The organism is Saprospira grandis str. Lewin (genome assembly GCF_000250635.1).
In the GTDB taxonomy this organism is placed as follows: domain Bacteria; phylum Bacteroidota; class Bacteroidia; order Chitinophagales; family Saprospiraceae; genus Saprospira; species Saprospira grandis.
The window spans coordinates 1,970,001-1,987,049 of record NC_016940.1 but is presented as its reverse complement, the minus strand read 5'-3'; the positions used below and the strand labels follow the sequence as shown (position 1 = coordinate 1,987,049).

General features: G+C 48.2%; 13 protein-coding genes (1 of these 13 cut by a window edge). 7 read left to right on the top strand and 6 right to left on the bottom strand.

Translation table 11 applies throughout. From position 1 onward, the window contains the following. The first annotated feature begins 436 nt into the window (after positions 1-436). The gene (locus SGRA_RS08920; protein ID WP_015692323.1) at positions 437-2,014 is read left to right on the top strand and encodes a carboxypeptidase-like regulatory domain-containing protein; all 1,578 of its coding nucleotides are present in this window, start codon (positions 437-439) and stop codon (positions 2,012-2,014) included. Positions 2,015-2,363: 349 nt separating this feature from the next. Then, complete coding sequence (locus SGRA_RS08915) at positions 2,364-5,276, top strand: TonB-dependent receptor (protein ID WP_015692322.1); 2,913 nt, start codon at positions 2,364-2,366, stop codon at positions 5,274-5,276. A 446-nt stretch (positions 5,277-5,722) separates the two neighbouring features. On the opposite strand, the gene SGRA_RS23800 is transcribed toward SGRA_RS08915, so the two are convergent. Both SGRA_RS23800 and SGRA_RS08900 read right to left on the bottom strand, forming a co-directional pair. Then, positions 5,723-6,052, bottom strand: a complete 330-nt coding sequence (locus SGRA_RS23800) for a hypothetical protein (protein ID WP_015692321.1) — start codon at positions 6,050-6,052, stop codon at positions 5,723-5,725. A 629-nt stretch (positions 6,053-6,681) separates the two neighbouring features. Continuing rightward, positions 6,682-7,380, bottom strand: coding sequence for a metal-dependent hydrolase (locus SGRA_RS08900; protein WP_015692319.1), 699 nt, complete (start codon positions 7,378-7,380; stop codon positions 6,682-6,684). A 192-nt stretch (positions 7,381-7,572) separates the two neighbouring features. On the opposite strand from SGRA_RS08900, the gene SGRA_RS08895 reads away from it, so the two are divergent. The 5 genes from SGRA_RS08895 (at position 7,573) to SGRA_RS08875 (ending at position 12,046) form a co-directional block, all read left to right on the top strand. Next, on the top strand, positions 7,573-8,115 hold the full coding sequence (locus SGRA_RS08895; protein ID WP_015692318.1) for an NADPH-dependent FMN reductase: 543 nt from the start codon (positions 7,573-7,575) through the stop codon (positions 8,113-8,115). Between the two features lie 53 nt (positions 8,116-8,168). Further along, complete coding sequence (locus tag SGRA_RS08890) at positions 8,169-8,765, top strand: C40 family peptidase (RefSeq protein ID WP_015692317.1); 597 nt, start codon at positions 8,169-8,171, stop codon at positions 8,763-8,765. A gap of 87 nt (positions 8,766-8,852) precedes the next feature. Beyond that, positions 8,853-9,284, top strand: a complete 432-nt coding sequence (locus SGRA_RS08885; RefSeq protein ID WP_015692316.1) for a nuclear transport factor 2 family protein — start codon at positions 8,853-8,855, stop codon at positions 9,282-9,284. A 27-nt stretch (positions 9,285-9,311) separates the two neighbouring features. After that, a complete protein-coding gene (locus SGRA_RS08880; protein ID WP_015692315.1) occupies positions 9,312-10,235 on the top strand; it encodes a hypothetical protein in 924 nt (307 codons plus the stop codon). Between the two features lie 284 nt (positions 10,236-10,519). Continuing rightward, on the top strand, positions 10,520-12,046 hold the full coding sequence (locus tag SGRA_RS08875; protein WP_015692314.1) for an asparagine--tRNA ligase: 1,527 nt from the start codon (positions 10,520-10,522) through the stop codon (positions 12,044-12,046). A 396-nt stretch (positions 12,047-12,442) separates the two neighbouring features. On the opposite strand, the gene feoB is transcribed toward SGRA_RS08875, so the two are convergent. The 4 genes from feoB to SGRA_RS08850 form a co-directional block, all read right to left on the bottom strand. Then, positions 12,443-14,389: a ferrous iron transport protein B gene (feoB, locus tag SGRA_RS08865; protein WP_015692312.1), complete on the bottom strand. Its 1,947-nt coding sequence runs from the start codon at positions 14,387-14,389 to the stop codon at positions 12,443-12,445. Then, positions 14,377-14,619 (bottom strand): FeoA family protein, encoded by a 243-nt coding sequence (locus SGRA_RS08860; protein ID WP_041329585.1) that lies wholly within the window; start codon positions 14,617-14,619, stop codon positions 14,377-14,379. The genes feoB and SGRA_RS08860 overlap by 13 nt, the downstream gene beginning before the upstream one ends. Before the next feature lie 187 nt (positions 14,620-14,806). Beyond that, positions 14,807-16,189 (bottom strand): peptidylprolyl isomerase, encoded by a 1,383-nt coding sequence (locus SGRA_RS08855; protein ID WP_015692310.1) that lies wholly within the window; start codon positions 16,187-16,189, stop codon positions 14,807-14,809. 81 nt (positions 16,190-16,270) lie between these two features. Next, positions 16,271-17,049: the 3' portion of a hypothetical protein gene (locus SGRA_RS08850; RefSeq protein WP_245538666.1), read on the bottom strand. Its footprint extends 121 nt past the window's final position; only the last 779 of its 900 coding nucleotides appear in the window; its start codon lies beyond the right edge, outside the window — the gene reads right to left on this strand; it ends in the stop codon at positions 16,271-16,273.

Here is a 17,049-nt window from a genome sequence, read left to right as displayed (position 1 = left end):
GGATAGAATTCTCCCCAAGGAGCCCCGCAATCGCAGGGCTCCTTTTTTTGTCCAACTTCCGCACCTAGAATTTTGGGCGAAGCCCAAAATGGCCTAGGGGCCTGAAGGGGTGGCCGCAGGCCAGACCCAGCTTTTGAGCAAAGCGAAAAAGCGCAGGGCCGAGCAGACCTGCGAGCCCCGAAAGGGCCCGGCCGCCAAAGGCGGCAGGCCCCCAAAAAAAAGGTTACAAAAACTAGATTAACTTTAAATGAGGATTAGGTTTATTTCAGATGAAGTGAAGCTTAATTAGTTGTTAAGCAAAATATTATTTCGACGAAATTGAGTAGCTAAAGATAATAGGCAATTAACGAGCAGTTAAAGAGAAAAGACTTCCTTTGCAGGCAAATAGTCCCCCCAAGCATCAAATCGACTTTTCTCAACTCCAAATTATTACCTAATGAAACATCTTCGCATTCTCTCTTTTTTGCTGCTGCTGAGCAGCCTAGTTTTTACGGCCTGCAAAAAAGATGAGGCCAATTCGGGCATCTCGGGTACCCTAACCGATAGCAATGGCGATGCCCTCGCAGGCGTGAGCGTAACGGTTTATGACCTAGATGGGGCAGAGGTCGCCACGACTAGCTCCGCCGCCGATGGCCGCTACTCTATTGAAGGGACGAGCAACGGAAGTATCGAGTTTATTAAGCTGGCTTACCGCAGTGTCGAGCAAAGTTTGAATGGCGAAGAGGAGCAGACGATTAACGCTTCTTTGCAAGATGATGCCTTTGTCTCTAGCTATTTTACAACCGCCAATAATCAAGTCGATAGCAGCGCAGGCATTTTCCAAACTAACTCGATTTTGCCCGCTAGCAGCCTCAATTTTGGTACGCAAGCCGTCCTAAATGACAACTGGTTTGTCTCTACAAACTTCAAAGGAGCCCTAGATCCCAATGGCACGGCCTGGTACGATGGCTGGTCGTTTTATAGCCGAATTGTGGCCGGAAATACAACTTCTGCCGCCCTGCCCACGGGCCGCCCTGTTCAAACTATTAGCGATAGTTTGATGCAAAATGCCGCCGATTCAGTCTATTGGAGCAAGGATACGATTTATGTTTTAGAGGGCTTCGTTTTTGTCAGTAGCGGCCAAACGCTCTTCATCGAAGAAGGGACCATTGTCCAAGGTAAAGCAGGCTCTGGCGCCGATGCTTCTGCCCTGATTGTAGCCCCAGGCGGCAAGTTGATGGCCGAAGGAACTGCCGCAGAACCAATTATTTTCACTTTTGAAGGCGATCAAGGCGGTACTGCTGCTACCGAACGTGGCCGCTGGGGTGGACTCATCGTTCTCGGTAAGGCGAGCCTCAATTCTACGCCTGGCCAAACCCAAATTGAAGGGATCCCTAGCTCGGAAAGCCGTGGCCTTTATGGCGGAACCCTAGATAATGATAATTCTGGCGTAATTCGCTACGTTTCTATCCGCCATGGCGGCTCAAATATTGGCGCCGATAACGAAATTAACGGCCTTACACTTGGGGGAGTAGGCTCGGGAACAACGATCGAATATGTCGAGGTGGTCGGCAATAAGGACGATGGTATCGAGTGGTTTGGCGGCACCGTAGATGCCAAATATCTCATCTCCGCTTTCTGCGCCGATGATGCCCTAGATTATGACGAAGGCTACCGTGGCCGCAATCAGTTTGTGATCGTTCACCAAAATGAAAATCCTAATGATGATGCCGACCGTGGCGGCGAACATGATGGTGGCACCAACCCCGAAACAGCCACGCCCTACGCCACGCCCACTTTCGCCAACGCCACTTTTGTAGGCAATCCCAACAGCCGCGCCATTACTTTCCGAGACAATGCCGGCGGCCAATATTATAACTCTATTTTCAGCGGTTTTGACCGTGGCATCGATATCGAGGACCTCATCGGCCAAGAGCAAGATAGCTACAAACAATGGCAAGATGGCAACCTCAAAATCGAGGGCTGTATCTTCCACAATATCAATGCGAGCAACATCTTCCGCACATCCAATTAAGTCAGTTTTGTATAGGCTCAGCGTCTTTTAGGCGCTGGGCTTTTTTTATGATGTTTTGGGGCCTCCTGCCTGCGGCAGGCGGTTACTCCCTTCGGTCGTCGAAGACGGACTAAAGTCCTTGTTGTCGCAGCTCGCTATTACTTGCTTCGCTGCGTCGGCTCCCGTTGGTCGGGTCGCTCGGCCGTTATTCCCTTCGGTCATCGAACTGCGGCTTTCAGCCTTGTTGTCAGCGCCTGCAGCGCTTCGGTCTGGCCCTGCGGGCCACTGCTGCACATCGCTAGGCCTGCGGGCGCTTTGCGCCCTGCCCACCGCAAGATATCCTTTCTGCTTTCTTCAATATGTATGGATTATGAAACAATTTTCACTACTTATTTTTCTGCTTTTCATTAGCCTGAGCCTAAGTCAGGCCCAAGAAAAAGCCGCTATGGCCAGCATTAGCGGCAAGGTCCTAGAGGCTAGCTCTGCCTATCCCGTGATTGGGGCCACGGTCTTTCTGCCCGAGCTCAATATTGGTGTAATCACTGATTTTGACGGGGAGTACCGCCTGCCCAATTTGCCCGCAGGCAGCTATAAGTTGCAATGTTCTTATTTGGGCTTCAGCACGCAAACCGTAGAAAATATTAGCTTAGCCGAAGGCCAAAGTTTCCAATTAGACTTTTCTTTGAAAGAAGAAGCCTTGGCCCAAGATGAAGTGGTCATCGAGGCCAAGCAAATCCGAAATACAGCCAATGCTTTGCTGACCATCAAAAGACAGTCTTCTCAGGTTTTGGATGGGGTTTCGGCCGCAGAAATTAAGAAAACTGGAGATAATGATGCCGCCGCCGCTATGCGCCGCATTACAGGCGTTACAGTTGAAGGAGGTAAGTATGTTTATGTGCGTGGACTAAGCGATCGCTATAGCAAAACGACACTCAATGGGGCCGAAATCCCTAGCCTAGACCCTAACCGCAATTCGGTCCAAATGGACCTTTTCCCCGCTAACCTCATTGATAATATTCTGGTCTATAAATCCTTTAGCCCACAGCTCTATGGCGATTTTACTGGAGGCTATATTGATATTGAGACCAAGGATTTTCCAGAACGCTTTAGTATCAACGCCAGTTTGTCTACTTCTTATCATACAATCGCTAGCTTCAATCCCAATTTGAATAGCTATGCGGGAAGTAGCACAGACCCGCTCGGCTTTGATGATGGCCTTCGCCAATTACCTTCTACTATTCCCAATATCGAGGAGGGCCAATTGCCCGAGTTTGAGCCCAACAGCTCCGCCAGTTTTAATGCAGCAGATGCGCAGCAGATCGCTGCCGCTAGCCGCAGCTTTGCCAATAATTGGGAGCAGTCGGGCCGTAGCCGCTTCCTCAATAGCCGAGCGTCTTTTTCTATCGGCAATCAAAAAAAGTTGTTTGGCAAACCCCTAGGCTTTATTGCTTCCCTCAGTTATAGCCAACAGGCTAGCGGCTATACCAATGGAAATTATGGAATTTATGAATTGGGCGGCAATAGCCAAAGCACCAACCGCCTTACTTCTCAGCTTCAATTGGAGGAGCAGCTGGGCCAAGATGAAACCCTTTGGGGGGCGATGCTTGGCGCTAGCTACAAACTGAATAAAAATAATCAGCTTCGCCTAACCGTTTTGCGCAACCAAAGCGCAACTTCTACCGCCCGCTATGCCGAAGGGACCAAATTTAGAGATGATCCCGATGATGTTTTTATTAGCCAGTCATGGCGCTTTTTGGAGCGCAGCCTGAGCAGCTACCAATTGGGCGGAAAACATTTTATCCCCAAATGGAAAAACCTAGAGATCAAATGGCAAAGCGCTTATTCGCTTTCTGCTCAAGATGAACCCGACCTGCGCTATTTTACTTATCGCTACCGCCCCGATCAAGATCGCTATTTTCTGAAGTTGAGTAGTGATAATAGCCCCAGCCGCTTTTATCGAGAAATGAATGAAAATACTTGGTCCAATCGAGTTGATTTGAGCTTGCCCTACAAACAATGGAATGGCCTTTCGGCTAAGCTGATGGCCGGAGCTAGCTATAATAGAAAAGCCAGAGTCTTTAGAGAAAACCGCATTGTCTTTCAGCAATCGGGGATTGTAGCCTTTAATGGTAATTTGACAGATTATTTTGCCGAGGACCAATTGGTCCAGTATGATGCAGGCGAAAACCAATGGGCCAATAATGGCCAAGGCCTTTATGCCGATTCTGATATTGATCTACAAAATAGCTATGATGCCCAACAAGATGTTTTGGGCCTCTACCTCATGACCGAATTGCCCCTAAGCAAAAAGTTGCGCTTGATCACGGGCCTAAGAATGGAGCAAACTAGCTTGAGCATGCTTTCTCTAGATCCCGCTTTACAAGCTATTGACTCTTTGCATTTGGACCAATCTTCTCCTTTGCTCAAAAATTTGGACCTCTTGCCGGCTCTTAGCCTCAATTATGAGTTGAATGATAAAATGAAGTTGCGCTTTGCCTATTCTAGAACCTTGGCCCGACCTAGTTTTAGGGAGTTGGCGCCCTACACCAATTTTGATGTAGATGGGGGATATCTCTTGGCGGGTAACCCTAACTTGCAGCGCAGCCTAGCCGATAATATTGATCTGCGCTATGAGTTTTACCCCAGCTTTGCCGAATTGATTTCGCTGACGGGCTTTTTTAAGCAGTTTTATAATCCTATCGAACGCACTTTTAATCCTACGGCCCCCAACTCAGAGATTACTTTCCGTAATGTAGAAGAGGCCCAAATTATAGGTCTAGAGCTAGAGCTGCGCAAAAACTTAGGCTTTATTGCCGCTCCACTCAAGGACTTTAGCTTGGCGGCCAATTTTGCTTATATCTACTCGGCCACTAAAATAGATCCTTTAGAGTTAGCGGAGATTCGGGCTACCGTAGCCGATGCTAAGGATAGCCGCCCCATGTTTGGCCAATCGCCTTATTCGGCCAACTTCCTTTTGGCCTATAAAAATGATTATGGCACAGAGGCCAATCTCGTTTTTAATGTTATTGGCCCCCGCATTTCTTTGATTGTTCGTGGAGGTACCCCCAATGTGTATGAGCAGCCTGTTCCCCTTTTGGGCTTCAACCTGGCGCAAGAGCTGGGCAAGGGCTTCCGCCTGAGCTTGCGGGCAAACAATCTTTTGGGTAGCCGCTATCGGGAATCTTTGGACTATAAAGGCCAAGAATACTTTATTCAGCGCTATGATTTGGGCCGAAGCTTTTCTTTGGGCGTCAATTATCGCTTTAATCGAGCCGCCGAATAGGGCTGTTTCTAGTTTGGCTTATCCTATATAGTATTAGCCCAAGCATTATTAAAATGCTTGGGCTTTTTTAGTCAAGGGAATAGAGCTCTGTGAAATAGAGACTGTTTTAAATTTTGTGTTTCTCCTTTTTACTGCCTAGGGGCTTGTCCCTAGTCGACTATTGGCCAAATCCTAAGCAGCTAAAGGCCCAAATTTTATTCTAATACACAAAATCCTGAACAGTCCCTTAGGAAGGTTGTTTTGGGGCCTGCCGCCTTCGGCGGCCGGGCCCTTGCAGGGCTCGCAGGTCTGCTCGGCCCTTCAGCCCTTCGGGCTTCGGTCTGGCCTTCGGCCACCCTTTCAGGCCCCTAGGCCTGCGGCCCTTCGGGCCTGTAGGACGAGTTTTTGGAATAGTCTATCAAAGTCTTGATCTACGGTTTCACAAATTCAGAATAGCTTCCCACAGTTTACAATTGCCATTTCACAAATTGCGAATAGCTTAGCGCAACTGTAATATGCCGTTTTGCAATTGCAGAATAGCATACCGCAACTGTAATATGCCGTTTTGCAATTTCAGAATAGCATACCGCAACTGTAATATGCCGTTTTGCAAATTCAGAATAGCTTACCGCAACTGTAATATGCCGTTTTGCAATTTCAGAATAGCTTAGCGCAACTGTAGGATGCCATTTTGCAATTTCAGAATAGCTTAGCGCAACTGTAGGATGCCATTTTGCAGTTGCAGAATAGGGCAAAAAGGTTTTGATGAGGTATTTGATCTCTGTCAAATAGGGCATAAAAGTTTTGATGGGCTATTTGTCCTTCCGCCATGGCGGCTTTGCCGCTATCTGCAGCCTAAAGGCCGCAGATCTTAGAGCTGTAGGTTGAAACCCACAGCCAATTAACGAATGCATTTTAATATAAAATGGAGGGTTGAAACCCTCCATAGATAAACATCTTCTGGGCGGTTTAAATCATAAATAGGGCTGTTATCAGGGCCGCTAAAAGCTGTGGAGATAATAAGGGGTATAGATCAGACTGGGGATCAGTTAATTGTATGAGGGTTTCAACCCTCATACATATATCATTGCGAAGCAATACCGCCCTTGTATGGCTGTAGGTTTCAACCTACAGGCCCAGATAGCAGGCCCGAAGGGCCGCAGGCCTAGCGATGTGCAGCAGTGGCCGTTAGGCCAGACCGAAGCCCGAAGGGCTGAAGGGCCGAGCGAACAGCGAGCTGCGGAACGTAGCGCCGCAGCTTTGCTGCGGAGGCCCCAAAAAAACAGCGAGCTGCGACAACCAGTCCCTATAGGGACGCCAGTTCCACGACCAAAGGAAGTAAACGACAACAAGAACTTTAGTTCGCAGTTCGACGACCGAAGGGAGTAACCGCCGCCACATTATATTCAGCGGAGGCCCCAAATCCTTATCCTTTTTGGATAGAAAAGCTCATTCCTGCTTTAGGGATAAAGAGGTTTTTGCCTTTAGCTTCAAAGGCGGCTTTTGCTTCTTTATGATCGATAGTAATAAAGCCGAAAGTGTCGAAATGGATGCCGACAATCGTGTTACACTCAATAAAATCGGAGGCAATGATGGCATGTTCATAGCTCATCGTAAAATTGTCGCCGATAGGGAGCAGGGCAAAATCGAGTTTGGGATAGAGCATAGGAATCAGCTTCATATCCATAGTGAGGGCCGTATCTCCGGCAAAGTAGAAAGTGCCATCATTAGAGCTGATGACAAAGCCCATAGGGTTGCCGCCATAGCTGCCATCGGGCAGGGCAGAAGAGTGAACGGCGGTAGTGCAATGGACCGTAAACTCGCCAAAATTCCATTTGCCCCCGATATTCATGGGGTGTGTATTTTCGATCCCTTGTTTTTGCAGCCATTCGGCCACCTCATAAATAGCGACCACCTTTGCGCCGGTACGTTGGGCAATACTCACGGCATCGCTAACATGATCGGCATGTCCATGCGAAAGCAAAATATAGTCGGGATTAAGGTCATCTGCAGAAATGCTAGCTTCTTGGGCTAGGGGGTTGGGCGTAATAAAGGGGTCAAAAAGGAGTTTTTTGCCGCCTAATTCTACCATAAAAGCAGAGTGACCGTAGTAGGTAATTTTCATAAGGCAAGAAAAATTTCTGAGGTAAAAGGAATAAATGAACTGGGTTTAGGGCTTGGGTATAGAGCTAATTTAAGCTTTTCCCTATTTTTCCCTAGTTTTTTTTAGAACTTTGGCCATTGGGCATTGTTCCCTTTGCAATTAGCTTACTAGAAAGAAGTTCAGGGATTGGGCTTCTCCTTATATATATAATAAATGATTGTAGTAATTTCGGGGACCAACCGCCCCAACAGCAAAACTAGAATTGTCGCAGAGGCGGCTTTTGCTCATTTTAAAGAGAAAGCGGAAGAGGAAGTACGCTTTTTTAGCCTAGAAGATTTACCCGATGACATCTTGCATATAGATATGTATGATCCCGAGCAGCAATCTTCGGCTTTGCGGGCCATACAAGAGCAGTATTTGATTGCGCCAAATAAGTTATTTATTGTTGCTCCGGAGTACAACGGTAGTTATCCGGGCGTACTGAAGTTATTTTTGGATGCCTGTTCGATTTATGCCTATAAAGAAAGCTTTCAGGGCGGCAAGAAGGCGGCCTTAGTGGGCGTAGCTGCGGGACGAGCGGGGAACCTTCGAGGCATGGAGCATCTGACGGGGGTATTAAACTACTTGCAAATTACGGTCATGCCCCAACAGCTGCCTATATCTAGCATAGGGGGGCAGTTGGAGGAGTCTGGAGAACTCTTAGCCGCTAGCCAAAACGCGCTAGAAGAGCAGGTAGAGCGTTTCTTGGCCTTTTAGGGAAGTCTTTTGCTAGAAAAGCATTAACTTGCTGGAAATAAATCTCCAATTCTATGCGTGGTATTCAATATCTCAATAATAGCAGAGGCCAAAGAGTAAAGGCCATTGTAGATCTCAATAAGTACGGAAAAGAGTTTGCTGCCTTCGTGAAAAGTTTAGAGGCGGCAGAAAGTAGCAATAGTAATAACTCTGGTATGAGCAGCCCCTTTGGCAGCAATCCCGTTGCGGGCGATAATATTGCCTATATGGGTAGCTCGGCGAGTAAGCAAGTCAAAGTAAATTCCCTGATTGCCAAGGCCCAAAGTTTTTATGGCACGCCTTACCGCACGGGCGGCACTACCGCTAGTGGTATGGATTGCTCGGGCCTGACGCAGACGGTTTTTAAGAGCATTGGGGTCCAAATCCCTAGGGTGTCTAGAGATCAAGCCCGTACAGGACAGGCCGTTAAGTTTGACCAAGCTCAGGCTGGCGACCTCATCTTTTTTGCTACCGGTACGCCCAACCGCATCAATCATGTGGGGGTGGTTTCTTCTAATGTCAATGGAGAAGTGAAGTTTATTCACGCCTCTTCTAGCCGCGGCGTGATGGAGGCTTCTATGAATAATAATTACTGGCGGAAAGTCTATATGGGCCTGCGCAGAGTACTATAAGCAAGCGAAATCAGCAAAACGATTTTCGAATCTGTTCTCCTGCAAGCAAGCTCTGGGCTCAGAGCTTGCTTGTTTAATTTTTATCCTATGCGTTTATATCTCCTCTTTTTTATGGGCCTTTTTCTGCTCAATACGGCCTGCCATCGCCCGCCGGGAAAACTCAAAAAAGAACGACCCGAATCGGTGGCCCTGCATTTTATGCACGCCTTTTTAGATGGCGATTTTGAGAAGGCCGAGCAGCTGTCTACTCCAGAATCTAAAGAAATCTTGGTCTTTTTTGAGCAAACCCTCAATGCCGTGACCGAAAGCGAACGCAAGGCCATGAAGGCCGAGGCCGCCGCCAATAAAAAACGAATCAAAACCGCCGAATGCGAATTGCTTTCTAGCCAAGAAGCGCTCTGCTCTTTTTGTTGCGACCAAGACGGAAAACCCCTATCAGGCAGCAAAATGCAATTGCTCCGCCAAGAAGATAATAGCTGGAAGGTGGTCCTCGAACTGCCCCAAGCCCCCGATTTCTAAATCTCTTTCCCGCTCTCGATTATAATTATGAATATTAGACTGCTTCATCGCGACGAAATTGACCTGCCTCGCTGGAATGGCTGCGTCCACTATGCCCCCAATAGCCTCATTTATGGCTATGCCTGGTATCTCGATAATGTAGCCGATAATTGGTGGGGACTGGTAGAGGATGATTACCAATCGGTCTTTCCGCTGCCTTGGAACGATAAACTCTTTGGCATTAAACGCCTTTATCAACCGCCGCTCTGCCAACAGCTGGGCCTATTTACCGTAAATGGGTTCTCGGAGGCCCGAATCCAGGCCTTCCTTCAGGCGATTCCCAAAGAGTTTAAGCATAGCCAACTGGCCTTTAATGATAGCATGAGCGCGATCCAACGCCTGCCCGATTATAAGGTCCAAGAACGACCCAATTATTTGCTGCCCCTCAATCAACCTTATGAGAAACTCTATGAGAATTATAGCAGCAACCATAAGCGAAATATCAAAAAGGGCGAAAAAGCCAATCTTTTTGCCACTAGCTCCATCAAACCCGAGGACTTTGTGGCCCAATTAGAACAGGAGATGCTCCGAAAAGGGGAGCAGTTTCCACAGGCTACCTATCATGCTGCGCTCCGCATCATCTACAATGCCCTGCACCGTGGCCAAGGCTTCTTTATGCTCTGCCTCAATGAACAAAAGGAGGTCTGCGCAGCCGTTTTTTGGCTGCTCAATGGCGCCAGATATATCAATTTGCTCAATTATACGACTCCCGCAGGCAAGGAGGTGGGCGCTATGCCTTACCTGATGGACCTCTTTATTCAGGGCCAGGCCAATAAGCCCATGTTCATTGACTTTGAGGGCTCTAGCATCCCCGGAATCGCCCGCTTTTATGAGGGCTTTGGGGCCGAAAATATGCCCTTCTATCAATGGACCGAAAACCGCCTCCCTTGGTGGATCCGCTGGAAGGGCTAGAGGTTTTGGGGCCTCCGCAGCAAAGCTGCGGCGCTACGTTTCAGGGCTCGCAGGTCTGCTCGGCCCTGCGCGGGCTGCGCCCGCTGGGTCTGGCCTGACGGCCACCCTTTCACATCGCTAGGCCAGTCGCTTCGCTCCTTTGCGGCGGCTTCGCCGCCTGTAGGACGCCATGGGCCAAAGTTCTTCCTGCATTCTTTTTGCTATGGCCCTAAAAATTATATTTTTGTGAGCGCTATTCCCTTGCTCGGAATGGCCTTTCTTTCCTAAGATAATTCATCTACTTTATGCAACAATATATCAAGGATTTTGCACAGCTAGTTGGCCATGAGGTCAGCATTAAAGGTTGGGTGACCAAAATCCGCAAAAGTAAAACGGCTTGTTTTGCCGACTTTAGAGATGGTTCTGGCTTTACCCAAGCCGTTTTTGCCCTAGAAAGCCTAGGCGACGAACAATTTGAGTTGGCCAAAACGCTAACCCTAGAAAGTTCATTGGCCATTACTGGCCAGCTCATCCGCAATGAAAAGAGCTTGGGCGGCTATGAGCTTCAAGTGAACAGCTTCGAGATTTACCATAATGCAGAAGGCTATCCCATCACCAAGTCTGATGAGGAAATGGGCGTAAAGTTTTTGAGCGATAAACGCCACCTTTGGCTCCGCAGCCGCCGCCAATGGGCCATTATGCGTTTGCGCAACCAGCTGATTATGAGCATTCACAATTTCTTCCAATCAGAGGATTTTGTGCAAATGGATGCGCCTTTGCTCACGGGCAGCGCCTGTGAAGGCACTACCGACCTTTTTGAGACCGACTTTTTTGGCCAACCCGCCTATTTGTCTCAATCGGGCCAGCTTTATGGAGAGGCCATGGCCATGGCCATGGGCAAGATTTACACCTTTGGTCCCACCTTCCGTGCAGAGAAATCAAATACCCCCCGCCACTTATCTGAGTTTTGGATGATTGAGCCTGAAATGGCCTTTTATACCAATGAGGATAATATGAACTTGATCGAGCGCTTTATTAAGTCGGTCATTGGCGAGGTTCTTTATCGTTGTAAAGATGAACTAGAGGTCTTGGGCCGAGATACCAGCAGCCTCGAAAAAGTAGTAGCCGAAACCTTCCCTAGAGTAGCCTATAGCGATGCCGTGAAAATTTTGCGTGGAGAGCTAGAGATCAATGGTAAGAATGCCATCAAATTGCAGGAAGAAGATTTGGCCCAAGCTACGGCCCGCTTGGCCGAAATCCAGGCGGAGATTGCAGAAAGAGAGAAAGCCATTGCTGCAGGTATGAAAAAAGGCGCGCGTAGATTTAATGAAGGAAAAATTTTGGCCCTCAGAGGAGAGGCCAAAGAATTGGAAGAGAAGCAGCGTCATATTCCAGACTGGATCGAGTCGGCCAAAAACTTTGAAGATGGCGAAGACTTTGGTAACTCGGATGAAACGGTATTGACCAGAGTATTCTCTACCCCTGTGATGGTCTATAACTGGCCTGCCAAAATCAAATCTTTCTATATGAAAGAAGTAGATGGCGATCCTTCTTTGGTGAAGGGGGTAGACCTTTTGGCTCCTGATGGTTATGGCGAGATTGTGGGAGGTTCTGAGCGGGAAACCAGCCTAGAGGTATTGGTCCGCAAAATTGCCGAGCACAACTTGGATCAAGACGACTTTGAGTGGTATTTGGACCTCCGTCGTTTTGGTTCGGTGCCTCATGCAGGTTTTGGTTTGGGCCTAGAGCGTTTGGTTCGTTGGGTTTGTGGTCTCAACCACGTTAGAGAGACCTTGCCTTTCCAGCGTCGTTATGGACAAATCAAGCCCTAAGGCTAATAACATAATAAAAAGAGCGCCTAGTTTCTGTGTAGAGACTAGGCGCTTTTTTATGCCTTTAGCAGGCGGCGAAGCCGCCGCAAAGGCGCGCAGCGCCTCGGCTATAGCCAAATTTAAACGCACTCACTTTTATAGTTTGCAGCAATTTCCCACTAGTCGGCCCTATTTTTCTCGGCCATAGCGAAGGCTATGCCCTTAAAAAATAGCTGGCCTAGCCAAAAATTCATAGCAAAGATGGTCAAAGCAGCGCGATTAAATCTGGCTGAGGGATGGACAGCAGTGGCGCGAAGCGCCAGACCCAGCCGCCGCAGGCGGCGCAGGGCCGAGCAGACCTGCGAGCTGCGAAACAGCCCGACCCGAGCGAAGCGAGTGGGCAGCCCCAAAAACAAATTAACTGAGTAATTGATAGCTCAAAAAGGCCAGCAAATAGGCGAGGCCCGTCATATAAACTAATTGCAGCAGCGGCCATTTCCAGGAGCGAGTTTCTTTGTAGACCACGGCTAGGGTGCTCATACATTGCATAGCAAAAACGTAGAAGACCAGCAGAGAAATGCCTGTGGGCAAGCTATAAACTGCTTTTTGGCTATCTTCAAATCGTTCGGCACGCATCCTTTCGATCAGGGTATTTTCTTCAGCTTCGCTGCCCATACTATATATAGTACCCATTGTGCCGACAAAAACCTCGCGGGCGGCAAAAGAGGCCAGCAAACCGATGCCAATTTTCCAGTCGTAGCCGAGCGGGCGAATGGCGGGCTCAATGGCGTGGCCGAGATGACCGAGATAGCTAGCGGATAATTTTTCGGCGGCCATATTTTGGGCCAATTCGCTATCATTTTGGCTCATTTGCTGGGCGCGTTCCTCGGCGGTCTGCATGGCTTCGGTAGGGCCATAGCTGCCCAAGATCCAGAGCAAAATGGAGAGGGCCAGAATGACTTTACCGGCTTCTAGGACAAAAGACTTTGATTTTTGGTAGGCCGTGAGAAAGACATTTTGCCAGCGGGGCCATTTATAGCTAGGAAGATCAATCACAAAAGGGTTTTGGTCCTTTTTGGGGAGGATAAAGCGGAGGGCGAGGCCCGTGAGCAGGGCGCCAAGCACGCCAAGGAGATAAAGGCCCAGCATAGCGAGACCTTTCCAGCCAAAGCCCCAGCTACTGCCATCGGGAATCACCAGAGCGATCAGGATGACATAAACGGGCAGGCGGGCGGCGCAGCTAATCATGGGACTGACAAAAATGGTGGCCATGCGTTCTCTCCAGCTGCTAATATTTCGGGCGGCCATCACGGCGGGAATAGCGCAGGCGGCTCCAGAAAGCAGGGGGAGCACACTTTGTCCGCTCAGGCCAAAAAAGCGCATGGGGTTATCCATGAGGAAAAGCACCCTAGAGATATAGCCGCTTTCCTCGAGGATGGAGAGGGCAAAAAAGAGGATAGCAATTTGGGGGACAAAAATCACGACCCCGCCGATGCCGGGGATAATCCCCTCTGTAATCAATTCATTGATTGGGCCAGGGGGAAGGAGTTCTGCGATAAAGCTCGCTAGGGCGCCTGTACCTTCATCGATCAGGCCCATAGGCCAATCGGCCAGGCTAAAAATCAGTTGAAAAATGCAGAAGAGGACTGTAAGATAAATGAGATAGCCAGCGATAGGGTGGCTGGTCCATTGGTCTAAGAAATGGGACCAACTGCGTTTCGTGCTGGTTTTTTTTCGGGCCTTTTCGAGTTGCGGGCGGATTTGCTCGAGTCGTTTTTGGCTATCCTTCAGCTGAGCGGCAGCATCATTTGACTTCATCAGGGCTAAAAATTCTGCATTAGCGGAAGGGGCCTCTTGAGAGAGGAGTTGATCAATGGCCTTGGGGATTTGGTCGAGGCCAAGTCCTTGGCGGGCATTGATACGGAGAGGTTCTTGGCCGAGGAGGGGGAGGAGTTCTTGAGTATCAAACTGGAACCCTTGGCCCTCTGCTTGGTCGAGCATATTGAGTAGGGGCAAAACGGGGATGCCCATAGCTAGGGCTTGTTGGGCCAGGAGTAAGCTTCTTTCGAGATGGCTAGCATCGAGGACAAGCAACAAAGCGTCAAAGCTTTCCTCTTCTAGTGCTTTGATCACCACTTCTTCATCTGGAGATTTAGCGAATAGGCTATAAAGTCCGGGCAGGTCGGTCAGTTGGCCGTTGAGCTCCTGCAATTGAATTTTGCCTACTTTTTTCTCTACGGTAACGCCAGGAAAGTTACCGACCTTTTGTTGGAGGCCAGTGAGTTGGTTAAAGAGAGAGGTTTTGCCCACATTAGGGGGCCCAAGCAGGGCGATATTAAGATGTTTATTGGCTACTGTATCCATATTTCTTTGGCTTCTGCTGGCCCGATGGCCAATTGTTGCAAATTATCGGCAAGTTCGAGGAGGAGGGGACCGGCTAAGGGGGCTCTTTTGAGCAGGCGGAACTTAGCGGCGGGAAAGAGGCCCATCTCCATAAGTTTTAGGCTGAGCAAAGGGGAGTCTGTATGGAGGAAGGTAAGTTGTTCTCCTTTTTTGGCTTCCCAGAGTCGGCGGATGGAAGAATTTTCAGACATATATATAGTATTGTGTGTGTAGTCTTGCAAATTTAGACTAAATCTATAAAAGTGCCCAAAAAAGATAGATTGCTCTTTTTTGGGCACTGGCCAAATTAGTGAAAAAGGGGGAATAGGCAAAGGGCTAAAAAAATATCCGTCTACAGCATCTGTAGACGGATATTGGGGGGTTGGGTTTACTTTTGGATTAGGGTTCCATCATCCAGCGTTGTAGTTGTGGATTTTTGGCTTGTCCATTTTTTTTGATAAAGAAGTCGGCATAGCTACCTAGAGATTGGAACTTAAACTCGACATAGTGGTCATCAATTTTTTTGGCGACCCATTCTTGGATATAGCGAGATTTTTTTTCCTCCTTAGCGGCCATTTGGATGCGGCTATAATCATCTTGGAGATTAGCGACATGGGGGATCGTTCGGTTTCTAATTTTGATGAGGGTATATTCTTTTTCTCCGAAGGGGGTACTATACTCGATCGCTTCAGAGATTTCGCCTTTTTTGAGTTTTTCGATAGCGAAATAGACTTCGGGGCTAAGGTCGCCAAGTTCCCAGTAGGGTTCGCCTGTTTGGGGGTTCATCATGGCGCCATTTCTGGTTTTGCTAAACTCATCTTCTGAGAAGCGTTGGACGGCCTGATCGAAGGTAAAGGAATCGAGTAAGATCAGAGAGCGGATACTATCGGCTTCATTTTTTGCACGTTCTTCATCGGCTGGGGTTAGTTCGGCTTTAATGAGAATATGGCGGGTATGGATATTATTACCGAGGCGTTCGAGTAATTGGATAATATGGTAGCCATATTGAGATTTGACGAGTTCGGAGACTTCGTTTTCGTCGAGTTGGTAGGCAGCGGCTTCAAATTCGGGGACAAAGCTACCTCGGTTGGTGATGCCGAGGTCTCCGCCGCGGGCGCCGGATCCGGGGTCTTGAGAGTATTGCTTGGCCAATTCGGCAAAGTCTGCACCATTAAGAATTTCTTGGCGGATGCGTTCTGCTTCTTGGCGGGCGCGTTCATCTTCCTTATCGTTCACTTTGGGTTTGATAACGATTTGGGCGAGTTCGACAGTTGAGTTAAAGTAGGGCAGGCTATCTTCTGGGATTTTACTGAAGAAGGTTTGCACTTCTTTGGGGGTAACGGTAACGGATTGCATAATATTGGCCGACATACGTTGGACGACCATTTGTTTGCGCATACTTTCGCGCATATCATTTTTGACCTCTTCTGGAGTTTTGCCGTAATAAGCTTTAAACTGTTCGGGGTCATTATTCATATATCGAAGGATTTCGGAGATTCGGGAATCTAGTTGGCCTTCAATTTCGACGGCAGAGACGGTAAAGCTATCGCGTTCGGCTTCAGCGAGGACCACGGCATTGGTAAGCAGTTGGTCTAGAATAACGGCTCGGGCATTTTCTGGTGGTGCTTCTTTGGTTCTAGATAGGAGCAGGCGATATTGTGCTTCTATATCGGAAACGAGAATGGGTTCATTGCCTACGAGGGCGACTACTCGGTCAATTTGCTGTTGGGCAAATAGGCCACTACTTAGTAGCAGGCAAGCGAAAAGGAGTCTATACATCATAATAATTAGTAATCATTAGCATTTAGGGGTAAACAGATTGTTCATTGCCTTGCAACGCAAGAATTGAAAAGAAGGATGGGTTTAGAAGCGTTCAAAGACATTGCCTTCTTTGGCTTTGGCTCTGGCTTCTTTTCGGACTTGGTCCAGGATGAGTTGACGTCTTTGGTGAAGAATAATTCTAGAAATTTCGTCTTGTACTTCAGCGAGAGGGGCGGGTTCATTTTTGTCTTTATATTCAAAGACCTTACAGAGGTAGACATATTTGCTATCGCTGCGGTCAAATACCCGGCCTTTTTCAAGGTAGCTAGAGGGCAGTCGGTTATCGGGTAGTCGGTCGGCGACTCTTTTATATTTTACCCAGCGGTCTTTTTCTAGGGCAAAGACCATTTGGCTTTCATTGGAGAGGCAGAACTGTTTTACTTTTTCCTCATCACTTTTTTTATCTGATTTGAACCAGTTGCGGAGCTTATCTACGCCTTCTAGTTTTCTGGGGACACGAATAAAGTGGCAGCGTAGCCAGCTTTCTCCGGCAATGTATTGTTCTTTGTTGGCATTATAGTATTGGGCCAATTGAACGGGCGTGACCAGGGTATCTAGTTCTCTATTGATCAGTTCTTGTTCAAAGTAGGCAATGGTTAGAGAGGCTTTGTAGCTTTCTGCTAATCGGTTGATGCGTTGGGCTTCTTTGTTGGGTAGTTGTTTTTGGGCCACGCCAAGTAGCATTTGGTCCATAATCCATTTATCAATGTAGAGTTCGGCTTGTTGGGCGCTATCTTTTGGCGAAAGCCCCTTGCCAATACCATCTAGTGCAGAGGCGTAGAGATAGTTGTCGTACACTCTGGCCAAAGGGTTTTCTTCAG